Source organism: Candidatus Omnitrophota bacterium, assembly GCA_040755155.1.
Lineage (GTDB): Bacteria > Hinthialibacterota > Hinthialibacteria > Hinthialibacterales > Hinthialibacteraceae > JBFMBP01.
This window is the reverse complement of record JBFMBP010000072.1, coordinates 18,015-43,425: the sequence shown is the minus strand read 5'-3', so window position 1 is coordinate 43,425 and position 25,411 is coordinate 18,015. Positions and strand designations below refer to the sequence as shown.

The 25,411-nt window shown below is 51.5% G+C and carries 20 protein-coding genes; 9 read left to right on the top strand and 11 right to left on the bottom strand.

Going from position 1 to position 25,411, the window contains the following annotated elements; genetic code table 11:
- Window positions 1-71: 71 nt before the first annotated feature.
- The gene (locus AB1656_09415; protein ID MEW6235591.1) at window positions 72-1,013 is read right to left on the bottom strand and encodes a hypothetical protein; all 942 of its coding nucleotides are present in this window, start codon (window positions 1,011-1,013) and stop codon (window positions 72-74) included.
- A 27-nt stretch (window positions 1,014-1,040) separates the two neighbouring features.
- Between AB1656_09415 and AB1656_09410 the strand changes: the two genes are divergently transcribed.
- Both AB1656_09410 and AB1656_09405 read left to right on the top strand, forming a co-directional pair.
- Window positions 1,041-1,457, top strand: a complete 417-nt coding sequence (locus AB1656_09410) for a hypothetical protein (GenBank protein ID MEW6235590.1) — start codon at window positions 1,041-1,043, stop codon at window positions 1,455-1,457.
- A gap of 451 nt (window positions 1,458-1,908) precedes the next feature.
- Window positions 1,909-2,751, top strand: a complete 843-nt coding sequence (locus tag AB1656_09405; GenBank protein ID MEW6235589.1) for an SDR family oxidoreductase — start codon at window positions 1,909-1,911, stop codon at window positions 2,749-2,751.
- 215 nt (window positions 2,752-2,966) lie between these two features.
- Here the strand turns inward: AB1656_09405 and AB1656_09400 are convergent, their stop codons facing one another.
- Together AB1656_09400 and AB1656_09395 are read right to left on the bottom strand one after the other, a co-directional pair.
- Window positions 2,967-3,944, bottom strand: a complete 978-nt coding sequence (locus tag AB1656_09400) for an aldolase catalytic domain-containing protein (GenBank protein ID MEW6235588.1) — start codon at window positions 3,942-3,944, stop codon at window positions 2,967-2,969.
- 733 nt (window positions 3,945-4,677) lie between these two features.
- A complete protein-coding gene (locus tag AB1656_09395) occupies window positions 4,678-5,079 on the bottom strand; it encodes a hypothetical protein (protein ID MEW6235587.1) in 402 nt (133 codons plus the stop codon).
- Window positions 5,080-5,269: 190 nt separating this feature from the next.
- Between AB1656_09395 and AB1656_09390 the strand changes: the two genes are divergently transcribed.
- Window positions 5,270-6,130: a class I SAM-dependent methyltransferase gene (locus AB1656_09390; GenBank protein ID MEW6235586.1), complete on the top strand. Its 861-nt coding sequence runs from the start codon at window positions 5,270-5,272 to the stop codon at window positions 6,128-6,130.
- Here the strand turns inward: AB1656_09390 and AB1656_09385 are convergent.
- The 4 genes from AB1656_09385 to amrS all read right to left on the bottom strand — a co-directional run bounded on the left by AB1656_09385 (window position 6,111) and on the right by amrS (window position 11,989).
- On the bottom strand, window positions 6,111-7,703 hold the full coding sequence (locus tag AB1656_09385; protein ID MEW6235585.1) for a radical SAM protein: 1,593 nt from the start codon (window positions 7,701-7,703) through the stop codon (window positions 6,111-6,113). The two genes, AB1656_09390 and AB1656_09385, sit on opposite strands and share 20 nt — an antisense overlap.
- A gap of 116 nt (window positions 7,704-7,819) precedes the next feature.
- Complete coding sequence (locus tag AB1656_09380) at window positions 7,820-8,563, bottom strand: peptidoglycan recognition family protein (protein ID MEW6235584.1); 744 nt, start codon at window positions 8,561-8,563, stop codon at window positions 7,820-7,822.
- Window positions 8,564-8,695: 132 nt separating this feature from the next.
- Window positions 8,696-10,909, bottom strand: coding sequence for an ATP-binding protein (locus AB1656_09375; protein ID MEW6235583.1), 2,214 nt, complete (start codon window positions 10,907-10,909; stop codon window positions 8,696-8,698).
- A 21-nt stretch (window positions 10,910-10,930) separates the two neighbouring features.
- Entirely contained in the window at window positions 10,931-11,989 is a 1,059-nt protein-coding gene (amrS, locus tag AB1656_09370; protein MEW6235582.1) for an AmmeMemoRadiSam system radical SAM enzyme, read from the bottom strand.
- A gap of 569 nt (window positions 11,990-12,558) precedes the next feature.
- On the opposite strand from amrS, the gene AB1656_09365 reads away from it, so the two are divergent.
- From AB1656_09365 to AB1656_09340, 6 genes are all read left to right on the top strand, one after another.
- Window positions 12,559-13,257 (top strand): LON peptidase substrate-binding domain-containing protein, encoded by a 699-nt coding sequence (locus tag AB1656_09365; protein MEW6235581.1) that lies wholly within the window; start codon window positions 12,559-12,561, stop codon window positions 13,255-13,257.
- Window positions 13,258-13,388: 131 nt separating this feature from the next.
- On the top strand, window positions 13,389-14,636 hold the full coding sequence (locus AB1656_09360) for an ABC transporter ATP-binding protein (GenBank protein ID MEW6235580.1): 1,248 nt from the start codon (window positions 13,389-13,391) through the stop codon (window positions 14,634-14,636).
- Window positions 14,637-14,643: 7 nt separating this feature from the next.
- Window positions 14,644-17,766 carry a methyltransferase domain-containing protein gene (locus tag AB1656_09355; protein ID MEW6235579.1) on the top strand — a complete coding sequence of 1,041 codons (3,123 nt, stop codon included), beginning with the start codon at window positions 14,644-14,646 and terminating at the stop codon, window positions 17,764-17,766.
- The gene (locus AB1656_09350; protein ID MEW6235578.1) at window positions 17,763-19,568 is read left to right on the top strand and encodes a glycosyltransferase; all 1,806 of its coding nucleotides are present in this window, start codon (window positions 17,763-17,765) and stop codon (window positions 19,566-19,568) included. The genes AB1656_09355 and AB1656_09350 overlap by 4 nt, the downstream gene beginning before the upstream one ends.
- 105 nt (window positions 19,569-19,673) lie before the next feature.
- Window positions 19,674-20,651, top strand: a complete 978-nt coding sequence (locus AB1656_09345; protein ID MEW6235577.1) for a sugar phosphate isomerase/epimerase family protein — start codon at window positions 19,674-19,676, stop codon at window positions 20,649-20,651.
- 305 nt (window positions 20,652-20,956) lie between these two features.
- Window positions 20,957-21,289 carry an STAS domain-containing protein gene (locus AB1656_09340; protein ID MEW6235576.1) on the top strand — a complete coding sequence of 111 codons (333 nt, stop codon included), beginning with the start codon at window positions 20,957-20,959 and terminating at the stop codon, window positions 21,287-21,289.
- Between the two features lie 8 nt (window positions 21,290-21,297).
- On the opposite strand, the gene AB1656_09335 is transcribed toward AB1656_09340, so the two are convergent.
- The 4 genes from AB1656_09335 to AB1656_09320 all read right to left on the bottom strand — a co-directional run bounded on the left by AB1656_09335 (window position 21,298) and on the right by AB1656_09320 (window position 25,295).
- Window positions 21,298-21,528 carry a LapA family protein gene (locus AB1656_09335; protein ID MEW6235575.1) on the bottom strand — a complete coding sequence of 77 codons (231 nt, stop codon included), beginning with the start codon at window positions 21,526-21,528 and terminating at the stop codon, window positions 21,298-21,300.
- Window positions 21,529-21,681: 153 nt separating this feature from the next.
- Window positions 21,682-23,415, bottom strand: coding sequence for an ABC transporter permease (locus AB1656_09330; GenBank protein MEW6235574.1), 1,734 nt, complete (start codon window positions 23,413-23,415; stop codon window positions 21,682-21,684).
- Window positions 23,415-24,098 carry a hypothetical protein gene (locus AB1656_09325; GenBank protein ID MEW6235573.1) on the bottom strand — a complete coding sequence of 228 codons (684 nt, stop codon included), beginning with the start codon at window positions 24,096-24,098 and terminating at the stop codon, window positions 23,415-23,417. Before AB1656_09325 ends, AB1656_09330 begins: the two co-directional genes overlap by 1 nt.
- Window positions 24,099-24,323: 225 nt before the next feature.
- Window positions 24,324-25,295, bottom strand: a complete 972-nt coding sequence (locus tag AB1656_09320; GenBank protein ID MEW6235572.1) for a tyrosine recombinase XerC — start codon at window positions 25,293-25,295, stop codon at window positions 24,324-24,326.
- Window positions 25,296-25,411 lie beyond the last annotated feature (116 nt).

Here is a 25,411-nt window from a genome sequence, read left to right as displayed (position 1 = left end):
CAGGCCCAGGAGGAAAAAATCACAAATCTACATTCCTATAACCGCGTTTCAAAGACGGATTGGTTGCTGAGTCAAACAGGGAAAAATAATTGTCGTCGAGGGGGAAGAATAATTGTCGCTTGACAGACGTACTTATAATCGGCATATTCCTTTCCATATCCTGTTTCCGGGTAATATTTGTTTCCATCGTAATTAATATTGTGATCACCCGTTGCGCCATCAATATCTTTGAAATGATCTTCCGCATTGTAAAAGGCGTGAAGAGTTTTAGTACTATCAGACAGAGCCATTGATCGAACAGAAGAGATTCCTACCCAATGATCGTCGAAATTTCTCGAAGAGTCTCCGCTTGGTTTAAGTACGGCAATGGCATTACCGGCCGCATCCTTCTGTAAATAACCTTGAATCTGGCTAACGGAAGCGCTATTTAGTTTAAGAGTCGATTCTGTGCAAAAATCGATAACTCTTGAACAAGCGCCATAGACAGAATCTTCGGATATTGCAGATGCAGCATCAATATAACCATAGGCCCCATGATCCGTATGGCCATCCCATCGCCGCGCCGTCAAATAGCAGACGTAACGGGCTGCAACATTATGTTGACCTTGACCATCCGTGTACGAATACGCGGGAATCTGTTCAGAGCATAATGGAAAATCGCTGGGATTTGCCAAATATCCATGAGAAGACTGCGATCCGTCGAGTACGGTTTCAAGAGTATTCGTTGTTAAATCGATTGTCGCATTGCTTATTAGCGGTTTATTAATGCCTTGTGAAGATGTTCTACCAACTCGCTTTCCAGGTTGGACAGTTCCGGGAGAGGGGTTTTCTTCTTCCATTTTCCCCAGCGTCACCTTAAACGTGCAGGCCATAAGCTCGGCGGAGAAAATATTCGCCGAGATTTCCGACGGATCCCAGCGTTCGGCGGTGCCTACTTTCGTGTAGGACGGTTCGATGCTTAGGACAAGGGAGAGGCGCACTTCCTGGCCTGCCCATTGCGTCAAATCTTCCATGAACCAGCACGAGCCGGGACTGACGGCGTGGTTGGAATCGAGTCCGCGGGCGGGGAAGGCGGCGTCAGCCTGCCAGGGGCTGCCGGCATCCTTGCGCGTTTCGACCAGGAGATGGAAATCGACGGGATATTGCGCTCCGCTGAGGATTTCAGCTCCCCCTTGGAACTGGATGTATTTCCGGTTGGGTATCTGGACGATGCGCTGGCCGAACACGCCGTAGTTCCCCTTTCCCGCCACGGGCTGAGCTTTCATGTAGAGCGCGGCGCCCATGACGACGCCGATCTTGGGATCGCCGGTGCGCATGACGGCGGGACGCATCTTGACGACGCTTTGGTTTTCGTCCTCGGCATCAAGGGCTACCAGGGAGCGCTCCAAGTTGAGCCATTCGGTTTGGTCTTTATTCTCGACGAAATCAAAGACCTTTTCAATAGCTTTTTCCTGTGAATTAGCGGCGAGTGCGAATATGGTCATAGAGAGAGAGAGAGAGAGAGAGAGAGAGAATAGCGGATTTTTTCAACATGATTTCCTCCTTTTTCCCCCATCGCCGATGCGAGAGGAATGCGTAATGCGTTTGTTATATTTGTTTATGCGAATTATTATATGGTTAGCATTGCGGAGAGAAGAGAGATCACCCCCTATATAAACAAAAATATATATTAATTATCTATAATACGCCGTTCACCAATACAATAGCCCAATATGCGACATCTGTCAAGATAAAATGATTAAAATTTCATTATGCTTAAAAAAGATAGGCAAGTAATAATAATCGGAACGAAGGTAAGTTGTTTTATGAAGAACCCTTAAATTGCTTAAACCATGATAGAATAGGAATGAATCGTTGAAGAGATTATCGTCTATCTATAAAAATATGATCGTGGGAATGATAAAAGATATGAACGAACCCTCCATTCTTATTACCGGAGCCTCTACCGGCATCGGACGGGAGTGCGCCTTGCAGCTTGACGGCATGGGGTATCGCGTTTATGCCGGCGTGCGCCAACCAAGCGATTATAAAGCGTTGGGACAAGGAATGTCCCCCCGGTTTTCCCCCATCTTTCTCGATGTCGCGAAGCCGGAACAGATCGCCGAGGCGGTAGGAATCGTCAAATCCCAATCGGGCGGATTCGGTTTGTCGGGATTGGTGAATAACGCGGGGATCGGCGTAGTAGGGCCGATTGAGTTGGTTCCCATCGATATGTGGCGCCGTCAGTTCGAGGTCAACGTTTTCGGCGCCGCCGCCGTGACGCAAGCGTTTTTGCCACTATTGCGCCAGGGAAGAGGGCGCATCGTTAACATCGGTTCCATTGCCGGAAAAAGCTCCATGCCTTTCGGAGGTCCCTATAACGCATCCAAGTTCGCGTTGGAGGCGCTGACCGATTCCTTAAGAGTTGAACTCAGGCCGTGGAGAATTTCGGTGTCCATCGTGGAGCCGGGGGCGGTAAAGACGCCGATTTGGGAGAAGTCGCAAAAGGAAGCGGAAGCCTTCTTCGCCCAGGTGGACGAAGAAAAAATGCAATTATACAAAGATCCGCTGGCGGTTTTTTTGCGTTTGGCGAAAGAGGCGGAGAAAAACGCCGTCCCCCCCGCCATCGTCGCGAACGCGGTTATTCATGCTCTCACGGCGCGGCGCCCCAAGGCCCGCTATCTCATTGGGGCCGATGCGAAAAAGCGAACCCTATTGGAACGTCTGCCGACATCCTGGCGCGACCGCTTTTTGGAACGCTATTTCCGTTAAGAAAATCCCAAGGAAGGCCAAAAGGGAAAGATGCGATAAATCCCCCCGGTGATTTTATACCAGCATGCGCTAGGATTATTGCTTATATATTCCCTCGCCCTCTGGGAGAGGGTTAGGGTGAGTGAATAATAAGTCTAATAATATCAACCCTCACCTAACCTCTCCCCATCTTGGGAGAGGAATTTGAAAAGCGACAATCTCAAAGCAGATTGGTATTATTCGTCGCTGGTGCACTTATCGTAAAATTCTACGAATTTGTCCTTCTTGTCTCCCGCGCGCGCGGCGATAGCGGTGCGAGGATGCTGATTCATTTGGCCGGTAACGATGTATTGCGGGAAAGGACCCCAATCCAGATTTTCGCTCAGTTTGAGGAAATGATCCTGCAACAGTTGCCATACGGGACGGCGGTCGAATTTGGGATTGCGCAGGAAACCAAGCAGCAGCTCCATCGGGCAATTGCCCGCTCCGCGTCCCATGCCCGCCATCGTGGCGTCGATGCGGTTCACGCCGTCGATAATGGCTTCGATGGTGTTGGCGAAAGCCAGTTGTTGATTGTTGTGAGCGTGAATGCCGATCTCTTTTCCCGTTCCTTCCAAGGCTTTTTGATATTTTTTAACCAGAATTTTGATCTGTTCGGAATAGAGTGCGCCGAAACTGTCGACGATTACGATGGTCGAGGCGGGCGTTTGAGCGAGCACTTCCAGCGCCTGGTCGATTTCGGCGTCCTGCGCCACGGATATGGCCATAATGTTGCAGGTCGTCTCGTATCCTTTTTGATGGGCGTCCTTAATCATCTCGACAGCTTCCGGAATCTGGTTGACGTAACACGCCACCCGGATCATATCGAGCACGCTCTCATTTTTGGGGAGAATATCGGTCTGCCAATCGCTTTTGCCGCCAGCGTCGGCCATGGCGGACAATTTCAACGGCGTTTTGTTTTCGCCGACGATGCGGCGCATGTCGCTCTCATCGCAATGCCGCCACGGACCGAATTTTTCGCGGGGAAATACGCGCTTGGAATTCTTATAGCCGATTTCCATGTAATCGATGCCTGCCGCCAGGCAAGTTTCATAGACGGCGCGCACGAGGGCGTCATCGAATTTGGAATCGTTAATCAATCCGCCGTCGCGGATCGTGCAATCCATTACTTTAATTTCCGGACGAAACGTTACCCAGGGCGCTTGATTTTGCATAATAGTACTCTTTCCAAGGAGAAATGGGATCCAACGCGCTCATGAAGTTTGGCAAGCCAGGTGTGGATTCGATAGAACGCGGGTCTGTTATGGGCGCAAATCCGTAAGCGGAATGGATAACTCCCGCCTACGGTTGCGCGGTAAAACACTTTATCTCAAGCCTTAAATTAGAGCAATACCTTGAGAAGATTCTAATGAGCCTCTTGCAAAACTCTATTATTCCTCCCCCAAGCTTGGGGAAGGTTAGGAGGGGATTGTTTTAAGTCTAACTAAATCAACCCCCCTCTAACTCCCCCCAAGCTTGGGGGGAGAATTTTAAAGCGGAAATTATGAATTTTGCACAAACCTCTAATGGATAGGATTGAAATTCGAGCAACGGCATTATCCATAATCGGTTGTTAACGCCATTCAATAAAGAAGGCGGCCAAACATTGACCGCCTTCTTTGAAATCGGCAAGCTGTTGGGATTGGAGAGCCGGGAGAACCGCTCCCGTTCGGCGCGTTATTAATTATCGCCTGCTTCGAATCCTCTTGGCAATCGAGGAAGGATGGGAGCCGATTAGCTCTCCCCACCTCCGCAGCCACCTACGCGATACGACCTACATTCATCTATCATAAGTGGACCACCTCCTTTCCGCGTTAGTGTCAATATAATTAAAACGATCGGCTTGTCAAGGAATTGATTGGGCTTATCCCATCTTTTTTTGAGGAGAATAACGATAACAATGGCGGGTCAAACGCCATTGCCTAAAAAAACGGAAAGGGTTGCGTCTTCTCTTTTAATCTTCTCTATCAACGCGTCTAGTTTCCATAAGCGCATGATGGAACGATGCACCAAATATACGCCCAGCACTACCAATCCAAGACAAAGAATCAACAAGGGAATTAGAAAATAGTAATTTTCCAAAAACGAATAATAACGCGATGTGGCGATCAAGACAGTTATAACGGATAAAGGCAGAGTAAACACGGCGATGCCCGTACGCATAACCGCTAAACTCGTTCGCTTTTCCGCAAGGATCAATTGGATGCGCGGGATATCCACGGATTCCTGAATAGAAGAAATCGAAGACGATATCTCATCGAACTCGTGCGTAAGGGTGCGCGGTTGCAATCCTTTTTTTTCATTCGTCATAGAAGGCGCCGTTTTTTTTCTCGTAATACTGGATAGGTTATGGAATATCTATATTATAGTAAAAACCGATGTCAATGAGAAATGATCTTCTCAATTGTTTGAGGAAAAAAACGCAGAGAGGAAAAAAGAAACTACGCTCCCCCCGCCGATAGTCTTCTACTATCGGAATGCAGCGCAACCGGAACCCATAATGACCTCTCGCGATTTCCTCAACCATTTTCGCCGCAAAGCGCTCTTCTGTCCCAAGTGCCATTCGCCCATGCGCCGGGCGGAGCGCGGCGGACGCGCCTTCGCCGAATGCGTTCGCGCTCCCGAATGCCCCGGCGCCCGCGGCCTTCCCGTCGAGTATGTAGAAGACCGTCAGGAATGGCGCCGGGAATACGGCGATATTCTCTCCCGGCTTGGAGAAATCCATCAAAAATTCGCGCTCGTTAACGAATACCAACCGCTAAACGATCCCACTCCCCAGCGCGTTCTCGATATGGGTTGCGCTTACGGCCACTACCTGCGGATTTTAAGAATACTGAATCCGAAAATGGAATGTTTCGCCGCCGATCTCTCGCGAGACGCTTGCGAATCGATCGAACGGGAAGGGTTGGTACAAAAGGCGTTTTGGCAGGATATTGGCGCGCCGATTCCTTTGGAAGACGGCGGCCTCGATTGGATGTACTGCTTCGACGTCATCGAACACGTCCCCCTGGAAGAATCGCTTTGCGCTCTTTTCCAGGAAGCGCGGCGGTTGTTGAAGCCGGGCGGGAGGTTCTTTCTTTTCTTCCCCAATTTCAACCAGCAGACGAAATTGGCGCTTCTTTTTCTCGGCGGCTCCGAGGGAAACATCGGCGGGGATCATTGCAACATGTTGACGGCGGGGGACGCCATGCGTTTGGCCTCGCCCCTCCTCGCCGTCGAACATGTCCGCTTCGTCAACCCTATTCTCAACCAACGCCGAGCCATCCCGCTGCTGCATGGGTTGTTTTCGCCGCATCTGCGCCTCGCCTATAACGTATTTATGGTTTTGCGCAAGAATCCCGCTACGCCACCAGGTTCTTGACTTTGCGATAAGCGCGCAACACGGGCGATCTCTCCGCTTGCGCCAGCCGCCAGCGCAATTGTTGAATATATTGATCCTTATTGATGACCGAATTGCCATCCAGGTACGTGGCGTTGTAGAGATTGACTACAATCTCCTCCAAAATGGCGGGATTCTCGCGCAGATACTGGTCGTTGACCAGTCCCATCACCTTTTCTTTGGTGAATCCTTCGAAATGCCCGAGGGTATGGATGAATTCCCAGAAAACCATGATGGGCGTGATCTTCGCCTGCCAGGCGTGCACGCCTTTGGGACGCTCCAGCTGATCCATGATGCCTTCTTCTTGCGCGATCTTCGTCAACCGGTAATTGTCGTAAAACGCCATCGGATTGAATTTGATGATTCCCCACGGCTTGGGAATGTCGCAGATGAGATCCAGCGTTTCGATGTTGTCTTCATTGTTAATTAAGGGATTGTAGCCGATGAAATCGCATAGCAGTTTAATGCCCGCGTCGAGAATATTCTGCGCCGTCTGAATCGTGCGCTCCTTGGTATGGCGCCGGTCGTAATATTTATGGAGCACTCGCTGGCTGCCCGATTGCACGCCCATGATAAGATAGCTGATCCCCGCTTCCTTGAGCAAGCGCAGGTTTTCCGGTTCGCCTACGTTGGGATGCGTATATCCGAAGAATGGCAGCGCGATTTCCGTGGAATAGACCGGCGCGAATTCCCTCAGCCATTTATTGTTGACCGGCAGCACGTCGTCGTACAATTCGATGCGATCCAATCGCCAAGGCCATGTTTTCAGCCGGTATTTCAATTCAGCGACGACGTTATCCACCGAACGGCGGCGCAATGGACGGTCACCCTTGTAAATGTCGTGGTAATGCCCGCTGCAGCAATAGGTACAGGTAAAGGGACATCCCCGCGACGCCATAATCATGTAATTCGTATAAAGATGGGTCATGGGGGGATAGGGGGCATCGAGAATCTTATCCCGGAAAATCACTGTTTTACGATCGAGTTCGTAATCCGGGAAAGGATAGTTATCCAGATGCTGTTCCAATTGCATGACGCCGTTCTTATATACGCGTCCGTCTTGCCGCACCCAGATGCTGGGGATATGGGTTATGTCTTCCCCGCGGTCCATGGCGTTGACTAGCGCCTGCATGGGATATTCTCCTTCTCCAATGCAGAGCATATCGGCGACTTGAATGTTTTCATCGGGATTGACGGTCGAATCGACGCCGCCCCAGATCACGGGAACCTTCAAAGTTTCCTGGATTTTTTTCGTCAAAAAACTAGCCAGTCCGAAACTCACGGATGTGAAAGACATTCCTACCAAGTGAGGATCCTGCTCTTTGAGCGTCTCTAAAAGCAGATCCAGTTCCTTCTCCGTCGTATAGGTGCACATGCTGTAATAACCGCCGTCGTCCTGCTTCTCCGGCGGGGGAACATCGGTGGGACTGATGTAGGAAACGCCTTTGAAAATAACAATATTCGCCTCGTGTCCATCCTGCTTCAAAATCGAGGACATGTAACGGACGCCGATGCAATATTCGTCATAGACCGCTATCATGGATACTCTTTGCATTTTCCACACCTCGCAATCCATCTAATGGAGCCTTCGTCTCGCTCCTTCGGGGGCATTATAAACGCCTCCGGCGCCGCCGTCGAAAGAAGGACGGCGCACAGCCTGTTCGTCTTGAACTATTTCGCGTCCGGAGTAACCAGAAAGCGGTGCTGCATCGGCGGAGGCGGAATCTCCTTCGCCAAAACATTGTAATTCATATACGTATTTAAATAAAAGCCGGGATTCTTGCTTTCGGGATAAACCTGTTTCAATCCGGCAATTCGCCGCAACGATATGTTATGCGTATAAGTCAAATAGGCGCATAATTGGAAGAAGGATTTTTCCTGCTCCTTATTCACCAATAGATGGTCGTAGTCGCCCAGAAATGCGATGACGATATAACCGTCCAAATTCTTCGCTGGATTCTTGAGCCAAGCCAGCCGCGTTTCCATCAATGATAGTTTTTCCATGGGAGGCCGAAACAGAAATGGATCGCCCTCGTGCAACTCCGCCGGAATGGAGGTTTCCCGCCCGGCGTATACGATGCCTTCTCCATCGATCAAAAAATGAAAAGGAATATCTCCCGACCGTCTTTTCGTTGCGTAACGTTCCAACAAATTCTGCGCGTAGGTCAACGAAACCTCGCCGTTATAGTCCGCTCCCGTATCCATCACCAGAATCCCGCCTGGCTTCTGGCTGGGAAACGGCCCCCCCGGCAGCGGTCCCAGCAAGGAGCGAAGAACCATCCGCGGCGGTTTTGGCCGTCCATGAAACATATCCACCGATCCAAAACGGTCTTCCGTATTTCCGCAAGAATAAAACAATCCCGCCGCCAAGAAAAACCCTATCGCCAATGGCATCTTTAAATTTTTATTTATCATTGCGCGTTCCATTTTATATTGTATTGACGGCCCAGGCCGTCCGAATTTTCAGTTGGACGATTCCAACCAGCCGCTTCGAATCCTATAGTATAAAATCGATCGGAGAAAGCGGCGAGCAGCATAAAGGCAGCCTCAAACCGCGCTGCGATCCGTTTCAATGCTGCGAATGGATTCCCACGTTGAATAGATCAAGCGAAAACAGCTTCCTTGGCCGGGAACGCTCTCCACCTCCACGCTGCCGCCCTGGCTGGAAACGCTCTGATGCACCAGCGACAATCCCAGACCCGTGCCGTTGTCTTTCGACGTGTAAAAGGGATCGAAAATCTGATCCAGCATTTCGGGATGAATCCCAACGCCTTGATCCACGACTTCGAACGCCACTTCCCGGCTGGATCGCGCAAAAGCCCGCAGCGTAATCGTTCCGCCGTCCGGCATGGCTTGCTGCGCATTGATCAGCAAATTCAAAAAGGATTCCCGCGTCAATCCCGGATCCGCCGCCACGGCGGGCAGTTCCGGCTCCACATCCAATTTCACATCGAATCCCTTTTCCGCCGGCGCATAGGCAAGAACCTGTTGCAGCAGCGTTTCCGGCGCCATCTCCTCCAGGTTGGGCGATGGCGGACGCGCGAACATGAGAAAATCGTTTAATACGCGCGAAAGCCGGTTGACCTCCTCGATGATGAATACCGATAAACCCTCTTCCCCTTGCATTCCGCCGAACCGCTTATTCAGCAGCTGCGCCGACCCCCGGATGATGCCCAACGGATTGCGGATTTCATGGGCCACGCCCGCCGCCATGCGCCCCAAAGCCGCCAGACGGTCCTGCCGGCGCACCTGCTCTTCCAGCCGTCGGATATCGGACAGATCGTGAAACGTAACGACCAATCCCGTCAACGCCGATTCTTCCATCAATGGAACGGCGCTGACTTGCAGCGACAAGGTCTCTCCCTCCCGGCAGCGGCAGGGAATCTCCTGTTGATAAACCGACCGAACGTTCTTCAACGCGCCGCTTACCAGGCGCAACAATTCCGGAGACGAGATCGCTTCTTCCACCTGGCTGCCTTTCCACTCCGATAGATGCAGCATTTCGACGCCGACCCTGTTGATGTGGCTGATGCGTCCTTGCCGGTCCACGCTCATCACGCCGCTGCGAATGTTGGCCAGAATGTTCTGCAGGAAATGTTGCGTTTGATCCAGCTCCCGGTTACTTTCTTCTAATTCCCGCGTCTTCTGCCTGACTTGTTCGAATTGCCGTTGAATCCTGTCCGCCATGGAGTTGAACGTCAATCGGAGCACTTGCTGCTCCTCTGTTCCCGTCACATTGACCCGCGCGTCGAAATCTCCTTGCGACATGCGGCGGGCGGCGTCCGCCAGTTCGTAAATCGGCTTCACCAGCGATCTCGCCACCAAAACCGCCAAAAATACGATGGCTAAGAGGACGCTCAATGAACCATACGCCATCTTCATAACGAGAATATCCCACACCTTCAGCGTTTGCACGCCTAGAATCATATAGGCGGCCGGCTCGCGGTTTTGGTTGAGGATGGGGATAATTCGTGCTTGCATGGGCGAGCCGGAATAGATGCCTTTAATCCTGATATCCGGTAGATTCGCAATCTCATAATACCCTTCGGCGTAATTCTCGCCGTCTTTTAAGTTGTACAGGCGCTTGTAAACGTCGCTTGGCAGATAGGGCCGCAAGATGCTCGGCGCGGGATGGATGACGATCGGTTTTACATCCAGGTTTTCATCGATGAAGATCGTCGCTTGATCTTCTCCGGAATTCTTTTCGATCAATTTGGTTTTGGCGAACAATCCCCCCACCAACTCCATATCGTCCGCCCGGCGGCCTCGAAACAATCCGCGATTGATCCAGGCGTAGATTTTATTGTCCTCCTCGTACATCAATCCCTTATCCACCCACGGCTTCATGGCTTCGTATTGTTTTTTGGGAATAATCTGTATATCCCCTTGAACGAATTTGTCTTTCAGCAGCGACTCTCCCACATAGCCTTGAACGATCTGGTCTTCGATAAATTTAATCTCTTTGAAGGATGTATCGTCGCGGCTTTCGCAGGTCGCCAAAATGTCCGCCCATTTCGGCTTTTCAAGAAACGTTTGATTTTTCAGGTGATCCGCCACTTTGAAGAGAATTTGCGTATCGATATCGTTCGTCAATTGGTAAATATATTTCTCGATCCGGTCTTGCGCGTCGTCCAGAATCTCCGCCTGTACGCTCTTCTGCGTCTCCGTCAACGTGTAATAAGGAATAAAAGCCAATGGGATCATGGCCATGAGCGCCACGGCGAGAAAAGCGATAATAAGCCGCGTCCGCAATTGCTTCATAACGCTCTCGATTCGGCGTCCTTATTCCCAGACGCCGGCGATCCTCTCTCCGCATTGAGGACAGGCGTCCTTATGCATGGAATTTTTTTTGATAAAATACCCGTTTCGTTCGATCAGCAAAGCGCCGCATTTGGGACAATAAGTATTTTCCCATTCCGGAGCATAGCCGGGAAGGTTTCCCACATAGACGAATTTCAATCCCGCTTCTTTGCCGATCCTCCCCGCCCGCAGCAGCGTCTCTCCCCGCGTACGCCCTATGCCGCGCATTTTATAATCTTCGTGAAATGCCGTAATATGCCAGGGGATGTTGCGGTCCACCGAAGCGATGAATTGCGCTATTTCCCGCATTTCCCCCTCCGAGTCGTTCAATCCCGGCACGCAGAGCGTTACGATCTCCACCCAAAACTCCATCTCCCGCAGCCGCCGGATCGAATCCAGCACGGTTTCCAACTTCCCTCCCAGTTTCCGGTATTCCTTATCGCGAAAACTCTTCAAATCCACTTTATACATATCCAACCAGGGGCGAAGGTATCGCAAAACTTCCGGCGTGGCGTTTCCGTTGGATACGTAAGAAGTGCGCAATCCTTTTTCCTTGGCCAGACGAAAAACCGAAACGGCCCATTCCGACGTAATCAGCGGCTCGTTATACGTGCTCGTAACGAAACGCGCTCCATATCGCAACGCCAAATCTACAATCTCCCGCGCTGAAATCGGGTGAAGAGACGCCGCCGCGTTTGAGTCGCGCAGAACTTGGGACGACAACCAATTCTGGCAGTATAAACAATGGAAATCGCATCCCATCATCCCAAAACTCATGGCGCTGGAGCCGGGCAGGGCGTGATAAAACGGCTTTTTCTCGATCGGATCGCATTGCAGTCCCGCCGCATATCCGAATGGAACTCTCAACTCGCCGCCTTCATTGAAACGCACCTTGCACACTCCTGGCCGTCCCTCCGGAATCAAACAGCGATGCCCGCACGCAAAACATCGCGCTTTCCCATTTGGAAGCGTTTCGTACAATTCCCCTTTTTGCGTATATTGAGCTAAAGCGCTTTCCAACGCTGTAGATTGGGCGTTCATAATCCCATCCCTTGCATCGATTGCGGCGGGCTAGCTTTCGCTCGGCGCCTTTCCTTATTTATTATATTTCCATAAACGTTTCCGTAAGAATGGACGTTTGATCTTGCATTGGATATAGTTAAAATTATTTTACATCGAAATGTTTGAGGATGCATCCGTCTTTCTTCGATCGCCTAAAGAATCCTTGGCTTTATATGGGAATGATTGGCGCGTAACATATTTTTACCCCTTTATCGGCGATATTCCGCATCCTCCTTCCCCCCAATAAAAATCGCCTGTCATTCTTCTCGCTTTTTTCATCCGCAACTATAATTTGAAAGAGCGTCGGCATTCGAAGCGGAGCGATTCCTAAAAATCCCGCTCCGATTTTCGATAGCAACGGCATCGCCATGCGTTGATGCGAATCGAAATAGGAATTCGTTATGGCGGCTGTGATTCGTTGGGTATCGCAATACGCAAACCATAGTCTCGGTTTTTCGCGTGGATTAACCGGAATTTACCCGCGCCGCCCAGTGAAGATAATTTATCTTCCATAGGGATTGCGAGCGGGATGCCAATGGGTGGACGATATGATCGATCTTATTAATCTAAAAAACTTTTCCGGGATGCTTCCTCTTTTTCCTCTTCCTAACGTAGTCCATTTTCCCCATACCTTGCTTCCTCTTCACATTTTCGAAAAACGCTACCGCATCATGCTGCGCGACGCCTTGAAAGGCGAAAAGTTGATCGGCATGTCCATTTTGAAGCCCGGTTGGGAAGAAAAATACGAAGGCAACCCCGAAATTTATCCTATAGCCTGCCTGGGAGCGATTTCCAAACACGAACCGATGAACGACGGACGCAGCAACATTCTCCTGCTGGGAATCAAGCGGGTAAGAATCAAAGACATCATCACTCCCCGCCCTTACCGCACGGCTTCCGTCGAGATTTTAGAAGATAAAAAAGACGACCTTTCTCCTCTCGAAATCAAACAACTGCGGCGCCATTTATATCAACTCTACAGCGACGTCGTCGTCGAATACGCCGGTTCCAACCAGGAATTTCCCACCTTGTCCACTCTGAATTTGAAACTCGGCTCCTTAACGGACGTTATGGCTTCCTTCCTCAGTCTGCCCGTCCCCGACCTTGTCCGGCTCCTTGAAGAAATCCGCATCGGCGCCCGCGCCGAATTTCTCATCAAACGCATGGAATCCATGCTGCAAAAAGGCGGACCTACCGTCGCCGACATTTCCCCAAGTCCCGATTATCCCAGCATAAGCCTCAATTAACGCCTCGGGCAGCGCTACAATATACGGCGCGGCGTTTATCCATCCCCGATCGTTTGCATCGTCGAGATGGACGGCGTCATTCGCCTTATCTGCCATTCCGGCGTAATGTCAAAGAGAACGAGCCTCCGAATATGATCGAAGCGTCCAACCTCGGCAAATGTTACCGCATCTATCGGCGCCCTATCCATCGCGTATGGGAAGCGCTCGGCCTGAAACGTACTCTTCACCGCCAATTTTGGGCTTTGCGCAGCGTCTATCTTTCGATCCCCGAAGGCTCCTCCTTCGGCATCGTCGGCCCTAACGGCGCGGGAAAATCGACCTTGCTCAAAATGCTTTCCGGCATCGCCCGCCCCACGGAAGGCGCTCTTAACGTCCAGGGTTCGGTGGCTTCCATCCTGGAGCTGGGCGCTGGATTCCATCGCGATTTCTCCGGGCGCAACAACATATTCCTAAACTGCGCTTTGCAAGGCTACACCCGCGAAGAGACGGAAAAACTCATCCCCGGCATCCTCGAATTTTCCGGCCTCAGCGATTTCATCGATATGCCGGTTCGCACCTATTCCACGGGAATGTACCTGCGGCTGGCCTTCGCCATCGCCACCGCCGTCGATCCCGATATCCTGATTATCGACGAAGCCCTATCCGTCGGCGACGAGCATTTCCGCAACAAGTGCCTCGACCGCATGAACGAATTCAAGGCGCAGGGAAAAACCGTCGTGTTAGTCTCGCACGATCTGGCCGCCATCCGCCATTTCTGCACCCAGGTCGCTCTTCTCGATCAGGGGCGCATCCTCGCGGCGGGAGCTCCGGAAGAAGTGCTCGACCGATATTTGGAAATGACCCACAAGAAAGACAACGTTCCCTCCATGAATCGGAATCAGGACTCCGGCAGCCCCCGCTGGGGTTCGGGAGAAATACATGTCGGACGCATAGAGATGAAAAACGCGGCGGGGGCTCCCGTCTCCATCTTCGATACGAACGATGAAGTCGTAATCGACGCCTATTTCGAAACGCGAGCTCCCGTAAAAGGCGCCGTTTTCGGCTATCAGATATTCCGTTCCGACGGCGCCTACGTGAACGGCTCCAACCATTTCTGGCATAAGCAGCCGCGCGCTTACGATTTCGACCAGGCGGGCGAAAAAGGAACGATTCGCTGCAAAATCCCATGTTTGCCCTTATTGCCGGGACAATATTACCTCACGCTTTGCTGCTACAATCGCTTCGACGGTTTTCCCCAGGCGGTCGATCATTGGGAGCGGGCTTACTCCTTTACGATCAGCAAGCGCATGACGGATCAACACGGAATCATGGCGATGGATACCAACTGGTCGCTTCATCGGCTTCCCCCAGCCTCCGCCGAAGAAGCGTCCAAGGAATAGGAGTAAAATGGCCAATCAAATCGACGCGAATGAACTCAGCCGCCTTTACGATGAAGGTTATTTTCACGGCTTGGGCAGCGGCTACGGCCAAGCCGGATACGAATGCGAACACGGCGATTGGACGCCGTGGCTGACGCTAGCCCAGGAACGCATCGCTAAGAACCTGCTCTGGTTGGATGCGGGTTGCGCCTACGGCTATCTCGTCCAGCAAGCGCAAAAACTCGGAATCGAAGCCGTTGGCGTCGACATTAGCGAGTATGCTCTGCGCCAACTGCCTGAACAGCGGGGCCAATTGCAGCAAGCCCTCTTGGAATCGCTGCCTTTCCGCGACGCCTCCTTCGACGCCGTCAGCCTTTTCGATTCCATCGAACATTCCGCCGATCCCGAATCCGTCTTGAATGAAGCGTCTCGCGTTCTCAAACCGCAAGGCTGGTTGTTTCTCTCCACGCCCGATCCGCTTTATTTCCATCGGGAGGAGCCGACCCACATTCACGAGCGCCCTCCCTCCTATTGGATCGCCCAATTACGGAAAAGGGGATACAGCGTCTGCCTGCGCTTCGGCGCCCAACCCTATGAATTGGAAATCCTCGCCGTCCGCCAACCGGACGAATCATGGGATCGCATCCAATGCGCTTTTCAAGGCCAGCGCAGCCGGCTGGCGGAGCGTCTGCGCATTCAAGGGGAAAATTTCCACCTCGCGCTGCGCAAGGGCGCCGTGGACGGTTCGTTGCAAGGCGATGCGATTTGTTATCTCCTCAATGCTTCCTCCCAACCCTTGCTATTGTCCCTCGAATTGCGCAACGGCGAAGAACGCCATCCCGATATCTTCCTAGGCGATTTAAAACTGCGATATAACGGAAACTTCCGCCAGGAAGAGGGATTTCTTCATCGTTGGAACGCCGTTCCCATCCCTCCCGGCGGCTGCGATCTGACCATCCGGATCGAAGGCGCCCCGCTCCCCATCGAACGATTGTCGGCGGCGGCGATTCCTTTGGAACGCGAAGAGTACTTGAAGAAACTCCCCTTCGATCATTTTCAACGCTGCCGCTTCGCCGCCCATATCGTAGAAGCTGCCGGTAAAAGCGAAGCGTCCATTCTCGACGTCGGCGGCGCCCGCGGCCTGCTCCCTTTATTTCTGCCCGAAGCGGATGTCTCCGTCATCGACGTAGTATGGGAAGACGCGCCCCAATCCTTGCGCTATGGCGGCGAAACGCTTCCCTTCGCGGATCGATCCTTCGACGTCGTTGTTTCGCTCGATACGTTGGAACATATCCCGCTAGACCGGCGCCAACGATTTCTCGACGAACTCTGCCGAGTGACGAACGACATGCTGATTCTCAGCGGTCCCTATAACGAATCCCATGTCTCCGAGGCGGAAACGGTTCTGCGGGAATTCATCGCGGGAAAGTTGAATGGTGAAGATCGATTTTTGGAGGAACACGCCCTCTATACGCTGCCCGACCGCGCGGAAACGCTGGACGTCATCCGCAGCCACGGTTTTTCCGCCTTCGAATTTCCCAACGGTTTTCTTCCTCGCTGGCTCTCTCTCCAACTCGCCAACTACGCGCTCGGCGTTGCTCCGGAATTGGCGGAAGGCAAAGCCAATCTAAATGCGCTTTACAATTCCCACTATTACGCCTTGGACAATCGCTATCCCGCCTACCGCATCGCCGCCGCCGCCTGCCGGGGAGAATGGTCTCCCTCGTTCAAAAAAAATTTTCAACCTCTTCTCTCCGCGCCGAAAAAAGAAACCTCGACGGATATTTGGAGCGCCGCCTCTCTTCTCGTCTCGCTCTCTTATTACGGTCTCTTGTTTGAGAAAGAATCGTTTCTTAACGCCCAAGGAATCCGTATCGACCGTTTGTTGGATCATTCCAGCCATTTGGAGACAAAAAGAGACCAATGGGACGAGCATTGTCAACGTCTTCTCGACCATATCGCCAATTTGGATAAAAGCCTCCAGGAAGAGCTCGGAGAGAGAAAACAACTGCTATCCCATTCCGAAAATCTCGACGCCGCTTTGATCCGCCAACAGGAGCAATCGCGATCCTTGCAGGAGCACGGCGGCAATCTCGCCCGCCTGCTCGAAGAATATAAAAAGGAAACCCATAATTATCTCGATCTTCATCGGGAATTGCAAAAACAAAACAGCGATCTCCACGGCCACATCGCCAACCTCGACCGCCTCCACTCCGACCGTGAAGCCTTCTTCCAGCGCTTGCAAGATCACATCGCCAATCTCGACCGTCTCCATTCCGACCGCGAAACCTTTCTTCAACGCTTGCAAGATCACATCGCCAATCTGGAAAGCGGCGAAAAAGAAACTCGGCTGCACACTAAAAACTTGGATGAATTGATGGCGCAGTTGCAGAGTCATTTAACTTCGCTTTCCAGTCATATCGCCAATGTGGAAAAAAACGCCGAGGAATGGAAGAACCATGCCCAAAACCTGGAACAGATCGTCAGTTCTCAACAGGTTCACGCCCAAAACCTGGAACAGATCGTCTCAACCCAACAAGTTCACTCTAAAAATCTTGAAAACATGCTCGACGCCCAACGCGTCCAGATCGAAAACGAACAGACTCAGACTGCGCAACTAAGCGATCGCAACGAATCCCTGCAAAATCACGCCCGCAATCTCGAAGCTATGCTCTCTTCTCTGCAAACTCATGCGGGCAATTTGGAAAAGTTACTTGCCGCTTCGCAATTTCACGCGGGCAATCTGGAACATATACTCAAGGAGAAAGACTATCATTTATCCCAATTGACCCAGCTGATGGAAAACGCCCGCCAGCAGGCGCAAATCCTCATTAACCGAATTCGCCTCGTGGAAAGTTTAAACGCTCCGGATTACGTTTCAGCGAGCAATATTTACGAGGTTCTGGCGGCGGTTAACGATTTTGTCGATAAACTGGAATCGGAAAGCGCCGAATTGATTGCTTTGACGGATATCTCCTCCGACGTAGGCCGCATTCAATCTTTGCATAATCTCAGAAGAAAATGGCTGAGCGTCATAGATGAAAAAGAGCGTCTTCAATTTCAAATGGATTCGTTTCGTTCTTCAGTGGGATATAAAATCTGTACGCATATCGGCTTTTTGCCCAAGCCGGAGGATTTTTCCGAATCATGAAAATCCTCATGGTTATTCACGATTTTCTTCCCATCCACCAGGCGGGATCGGAGTTGTATTGCTTTCATCTGGGAAAGGCGCTTCAGCAGCTCGGCCACGATGTACGGCTCTTTTACAGCGAAATCGATCACGCGGCGCCCAATTACTCCACGCGCCGGGGAACTTGCGACGGCCTCCCCTTTCTGGAAATCGTCAACAACCATTCCTTCGCCTCCTTCGAAGAGACCTATTCCAATCCCGCCGTGGAAGCGGCTTTCGCAAGTTGGTTGGATGAATTCCAACCCAACGCCGCCCATTTCCATCACTTATGGAATCTCTCGTTCGGCTGCGTCCGGCTATGCCGTGAGTGGGGCGTTCCCGTCGTTTTTACGCTGCACGATTATTGGCTCACTTGTCCCCGCGGCGGCGGACAACGTTTTCGCGGCGAAGGACGCCTTTGTCATGATGTCGACGCCCATCTCTGCGCCGAATGCATCAGCCGCTACACTTTCCCCAGCGGCCTGGGTACGCGCCTTGTCAAGAAGATACTCGCCCCGTTCGAACGCCTGCGCGATCCAACGCTTCTTTCTCTGATGGAAAAAGGCCGCATCACCGCGCCGCAATCCGATTTCGTTCACCGTGGACCATGCATCATCAACGGCGACGCCCGCGAGGCGCTTTACGCCCATCCTCCCGCTCGAATCGCTATCCGCTGCGAAATTCCGCCAGGCGCCTCTCTATCTTTCGCCGTTGCTATGCACCCCAGCGTTTATAATGAGCCAGGCGACGGCGTTCGTTTCCGCGTTTCCTGCAACGGCGCGACGCTTTGTGAGATTATTCTTCATCCCAAACAGCGAGAAGACGATCGCGGCTGGCGCGAGGCGTTCGTCGACTTGGCGCCATGCGGCGCTGGAAGGCGCGAACTCGTCTTCGAAACATCCGCTCAGCCCACTGGCGACAACGATTTCTGCACCGCCTGTTGGGCCGAACCCCGCATCGTCGCGCCGGAAGGCGAACCGTTCCACCCCAGCCTCACCCGCCGCGTCCAGGAATTCGCCGAAAACGCTCTCACCCGCTTGCAGCGCAGCCGCTTGAAGAAAATGGTGGACCGCCGCACTCTCGGCGTTCGCGTTCTCTTTAATGAAGTCGATCTTTTTATCGCCCCATCGCCGTTTCTTCGCCAAAAGTTCATCGAGTACGGCCTGCCTCCCGATAAGATCGAGTTCTCCGATTACGGCATCGCCTCCGAGGCTTATGCCGCCGAACCGCGAGTCCCTCAGATCCCCATCCGATTTCTTTACGTTGGCACCATCGTCGAGCATAAGGGGCTGCATGTATTGATCGACGCCTTCAATCGCCTCCCCCTCGCCTCAGCGATACTCGACGTTTACGGCAATCTCGACGAGTTTACCGGCTACGTCAAACGCATTCAGGCCGCCGTCGCCCATCCCGGCATCCGCCTGCGCGGACGCGCCGAAAATCGCGATATCCCGCGCATTCTTTCAAACTCTGACGTTCTCGTCATCCCATCGATCTGGTTCGAGAATTCTCCCATCACCATCCACGAAGCCTTTCTTGCCCGCGTCCCCGTTATAACCTCCCGCCTCGGCGGCATGGCTGATTTAGTGCGAGACGGCGATAACGGCCTCTTGTTCGAAGTTGGCAACGACAACGATCTCTCTCGTTGTCTTAAACGCCTTGTGGACGATCCCGCGCAAATCGAACGTTTGCGTCCCAATCCCGCAGAGGTTAAATCCATACCCGCCGACGCCCAATGGACCGCCGCCAAATACGAGGAACTGATCGCCAATAAAAACCGATAAGCCTCTTTCCATTGTCTTCATTAATCGAGTATGGATAATGGAATCATAAGGGTGGGCTTAAAGCGAAGCGCAGCCCGCCAAAATATTCTAAAAGGGGAATAAGCCATGAATACTACTCAATCGGCGACGAAAAACGTCGTTTCAAGGCGCGATTTCGCGAAATGGACGATTGCCGCGCCCGCCCTACTGGGCTTGTCTGCCGCCTTAGCGGAAGAAAAAAAATCGCTCAAGATGTATAAAAACCTCGGCGTCGGCCATATCGGCGTCAACGCCGATCAAAAGCAAGCCATCGAATACGCCGCCCGCTTCGATTTTGGCGGAGTCAGCCCCAGCCTGGGCGAACTGGAAAAAATGACTCCCGATCAACGCAATAGCGTCGCTTCTTACCTTAAGGAAAAAGGACTTCAATTCGGCGCCAGCAGCTTGCCCGTGCAATTTCGAACATCGGAGAATGCATTCCGGCAAGATATGGCTTTGTTGCCCAAACGAGCGGAAATCCTGCAAAGTGTAGGCGTTTCCCGCATCTCCACCTGGATTCTTCCTTCGCATAGAGATTTGACTTACATCCAGAATTTCGAACAGCACCGAGCGCGCCTATCGGAGGTCGCCCGCATCCTGCAAAATTACGGCATCCGCCTGGGTTTGGAATTCGTCGGCCCGCAAACTTCGCTGCTGGCCAATCGTTTTCCTTTTATACATACGCAATTGGAAATGATGGACCTTATCGGCAAGATCGGATGCAGCAACGTTGGTCTATTGTTCGATTCGTGGCATTGGCATTCTTCTAAAGGAACGGTTGACGATCTTAACTTGTTAACCAATCTCGACATCGTCGAAGTCCACGTCAACGACGCCCCCCAAGGACTCTCGCTGGGCGAACTGGTGGATTCCTCCCGCGATCTTCCCACCGCTACCGGCGTCATCGACTTGAAACGCTTCATTAATTTTCTCTACAATATCAGTTATGACGGCCCTGTAACCTGCGAACCGTTCAACAAGCCGCTCAATGAGATGGATAACGAGGAGGCGCTGAAAACCGTCAGCGACCGCATGAACCGTCTTTTCGCGCTTATCGACGGCTGATAAATTAATTCGCCACGAACAGGAAGAAAATAAGATAGCCCAGGCCAACGGCCTGGGAGCAGGATCGACAAAAACTTAAGCCCTGAAAGGGCGAAATAATAAATTCGTATTTCTTCTCTTCATACGGCTAAATAGTTACGAAATCTTTAAATTGAGTAGGGAAACCGGTGGGAGAACGGGTCATTCGCAAGAAAAACCGCGTTTAGTTATTGCCTTTACGGTCGAAGTGTGTTGAAATAGGTTATACTTCATGTTATGCGAGCCGTCTTGGGACGGCGCGATAACGACGTTTGGGGGATAAATCGATGCGCCTGGTTAAAAAAGCCTTGGGCGATGCGGTGTTACTGCAAGTTTCCGGCTCCATTATGTTTGCGGATACTTCCACGCTGAAAACGGCGCTTCACCGGTTAGCCAAGGAAGGGAAAAAAAAGATTATCGTAGACATATCGGCAATGGATAGCCTGAACAGTCAAGCTTTGGCTTCCTTTTTGTCGGGGTACAAGATGCTGCGGGATGGCACCATCGCGTTTGCGGGCGCCAATCCTCATGTAGCGCGAGTTTTTCAAGTCGCCAAGCTGGACGACCTGTTTCCCATGTTCGATTCCGTGGAACAGGCGGCGACGAGTTTGAATGCGTAAGACCCCCCTTATTCCTCCTCCGCTTTACGCCGGTTGATGATGCAGAGGAACCATCCGCAAACGCATCCGAGAAGAAAACAAATCAGTGCGATAATAATCAGCGGCAGCTGGGGCTTCCAGCCGAATATCCATACGGGCGTGGGAGTGGAGTTCATTCCCAAAAAGATGCCGAAAAGCAAAAGGGCGGAGCAGATGGCGATTAACTTGTAACGATGAAGCGATTGTTCGTCTTTCAACATGGTTTCCTCAATTCCTGGCAGGCGTCCCTAGCCATCGAATTCTAAGGACGCAGCCAATGCCGCACCTTCCTTAATAGTACGTACTTCCCACCCCATTTATTTCACCAAAAGGAAGTTACTGCAACTCGCCTTTTTCATAAAGACTAGCTTCGCTTATTCCTCCGCCTTGTTCAGGTTTTTTAATGTTCTGCTGTAAAGGAATCGGGAAGCGGCGAGCATCCAGATGGTTTGGAATAGAAAGGCGGGAAGCCAAGAAGCGTCAGGGATCGTTTTGAAGCCTTTATGGGTTCCTATAAGGAAAAGCGGCGAAATATAGGCGGAAATAACAACGATGTCGCGATCGTTGCCCATCATAATGGCGTAGAAGATAAGTAAAAGATAAGGACCGATCACCAAACCTATGGCTAAGAAAAACGAAACGGCGTAGGCGGAAATCGTTTTGCGCATGGCGGCTGAACAATAGAGGGCGAAGGCGGAATAGAGGGCTGCCGAGACGTAACTGACGATGATGGAGACGATCCAATAAGTGGCTAGGACCATATTGGATGGAGAATGGGAATTTTCAAAAATCAGCGAACAAAGTCCAATCAAATAGAGAAGCGCGGCGGCCGACCAGAATTTCCAATGGAAAAGAAACCATCCGGATCGCGTCTTCCCCTGGAGAATTTTCGTGGAGGAAAGAGTAGTAGTTCGCAATAAATCCCAGGTATTTTTGTCTTTTTCGCCTCGGATGCCGTATGCCGCATAAGGTATGGACAGAAAGGGAACAAGCAGCGTCCATAAAAACAACGATGAACACCAAGCATTCTTTAGTTTCAATTCAATTCCTATTTCGATCCAACATAATCCAAGGAAGAAATAAAAAAGTGTGGTGCGAATTCTTTTGAAAACGGATCTACGCAGAGGACGTAATTCTTTATGAATAATGGGATTCTTATCGCTGAAAAGAATCATAGGAACCGATTTTTTTGATGTGAAAATGGGACGTTGAAGATGGCGCCAGAATGCTATTTTGCTCCATCGCGAGGGGCGAGGTTCGGTCGAACGGCGTATAAGCGTAACACCAAGAAGAAAGAGGAAGACGATAAGGCCAAAGGCCCAAGCGGCGTGGACGGCGGTGAGATGAGAGCGCAGCCAGGGACTGAGTTCGTTGAATTGGGGAACCGCTAATAAATATTCGACGACGAGAACGACGGGAGAAGCCGCCATCTCCGGGCAATGGCGGGCGTTGTACATTCCTTCGCGAATGAAGGGCATAACAGCGAAATAAAAGAAACCGATGAAATAAGCGGCGGCGATGGATTCCAGCGGACGTTTCCAGAAAAGGGAGCAGCAAAGACCGATCAGCGCCATAATGATGGCAGCTTCCGATAAAAGGAGAAAAAGAACGACGACTTCTTTGGGGGAAACAGCGCCTAGAAAGAAAAAAAGGCCATAGAACGCCGCATGGGAAAGGAAAAGAAGCCATACGAAAAGCATGGAAGAGAGAAATTTTCCCATAAATAAGCTGGAGGCGTTGATAGGCGTCGAACGCAGCAAGTCCCAGGTGTCGCGTTCGCGCTCCAGGTTGAAAGCGGAACCGCTTATTAAGGGAACCAACAGGCTGATGAAAGCGCCCTCGGCGATGCTGAAGACGAGGAAAAATTGGCGGATTCTAATTTCCTTTCCTGGCGCATAGATGGCTCCGGAACGGTTCATGTCAAAAAAAAGAAAAAGAAAGATAAGCGCGCCGAAGGCAAGAAAGAGGAAGAGATAAAGGAAAGAACTTTTTTTGCGCAAATGGGCGACGAGTTCACGCAGGATGACGGGATTGTTGAAGAGTCGGGGACGGCTGCGCCATAAAGCAGGAGCCAAGGATGAAGGGCCGAACGCTTTGTTGATTCCCATTACAAAGGCCGCCCTCCCTTCGGCTTCTCGATGCTTTCATCCAAACGCGAGACATTGCCCAGCGTATCGTGATAAAGCAATCCCAGGCTGCGCAGGCCGTTGGTGGGCGCGTAAAGATTTTGGCGCAGCAGGATGCTCTCGTAAGGAACGAGCCGCAACGCCCGGATGCTGTATTGCGGCGGCAGATTGAGCGACGGCCCCACGCTGAGCGCTCCCCAGGCGATGTGTACGTAATCTGTGGGACTATCCAAGGAAGAACCGGCGATTTTTACCCAATGCAGTACGGCGGCGGAGCTATTCTTCCTTTTCCCAGAAACCCTGTCCATAAAGGGATCGGAGGGGATGCGGTCGAGATAAGGCGCAGGCGTCGTGAGAAAATATAACAAAGTGGGATCGTTGTCCCGTATAGGGCAGAGAAAGAATCCGGGTTCATAACTATTGGGATCGGGAGGGAATACGCGGCTGGCGGGATGATCGCAAGTATAGAGATGAAGCGCTTCGACGAGTAGTTCCAGGTTTTGATAGGATTCGGCCAACCGAGCGCGCGCTCGGCTTTTTTCGTAACCGGGCAAGAAAAGCAGTAACAACAGCAGAGCAAGGCCGCTAAAGGTGAAGATTTCCACCAAATATTCGAAAACGAAGCGCTCCCATCGTTTCCAAGGAGAGTCGAATGGATCGTTCATAAGAAAATTATAACGCAGGCGCCAACGCCAAGGATTTTTAAAGTTCTTCTTGTTAACGATAATAACGTTTCTCCCCTCTTTTGTCTTACTCTTGACGGTCATTTAATCTGATTTTATGGCATTATTTGAGAAATGTAAAAACGTAGGATGGGTCATGTCTTTTGACCCATCGATAATTGAGACATGGAGCAGTTGATGGGTCAAACAACATGACCCATCCTACGATTAAGAATTATTTTTTTTTGTCGATCGCGGATGGGCGTTTTGGTAGACTTCCTGTATGCGGCTGAGGGTGACGTGCGTATATTGCTGTGTCGTGGAAAGGCGGCTATGGCCGAGTATTTCCTGGACAAAGCGCAAATCGGCCCCGTTTTCCAACAGATGGGTAGCGCAGGAATGGCGCAGAGAATGCGGCGTGGTTTTGCCCAAACCGAGGGCGAGGGCGTATTTCTTCAAGCGCAATTGTACGCCGCGCGCGGTTAGGCGTTCACCGAAGCGGCCAAGAAAGAGGGCTTGCGGATCTTTGCATTGATTTTCCACGGCGGGAGCGAGCAACAGTTTTTTGCGTACTTTCAAATACTGGTTCAACGCCTCCATCGCCGGACCGCCGAGGGGGAGAGTTTGTTCCTTATTTCTCTTGGCGTGGATGCGTAAGGCCCCCGCTTGCAGATCGATGTCGGAGAGATTGAGGCCGACCAACGAAGAGACTCGCATTCCAGAGGCGTAGAGTACTTCCAACATGGCGTGGTCGCGCAGAGCGATTTCGGGGGAATCCTCAGAGATAGGATAGGGGTACTCGACCAGTTCTTCCGCTTTCGTCTGATCGAGAAAAACAGGAAGCGTCTTTTTCTGTTTCATGGATGACAGAGCGGCGGAAGGATCGGCGCCGAGCGCTCCGCGCCGGATAAGATAATCGAAGAACATGCGCAGAGCGGAGAGTCGGCGGTTGATGGAACGGGGCGAATTGCCCCGGCTCAGCAAGTATGACAAAAATCCGCGCAGCGCGAGAGCGTCGATTTGTTCGATGGCGTAATCTAGTTCTCCCTCGGCGTTAACTGCGGCTTCATAACCCGATTCGCGCAAATAATCCTGCAATAAAGAAAGGTCGCGCCCGTAATTTTCGACGGTCTTTGGAGAGCGCCTTTCCCTGGCTGTTAAATTATCGAGAAATTGCGTTATGGCATGGCTCAAGTACATAAATTACGATTGTCCTCAATCCCGTCATTAAAATACATTATCGTCAAAGGCTCTTGCAAAATTAATAAAATCCGCTTTTTAAATTCTCCCCTCAAGCTTGGGGGGAGTTAGAGGGG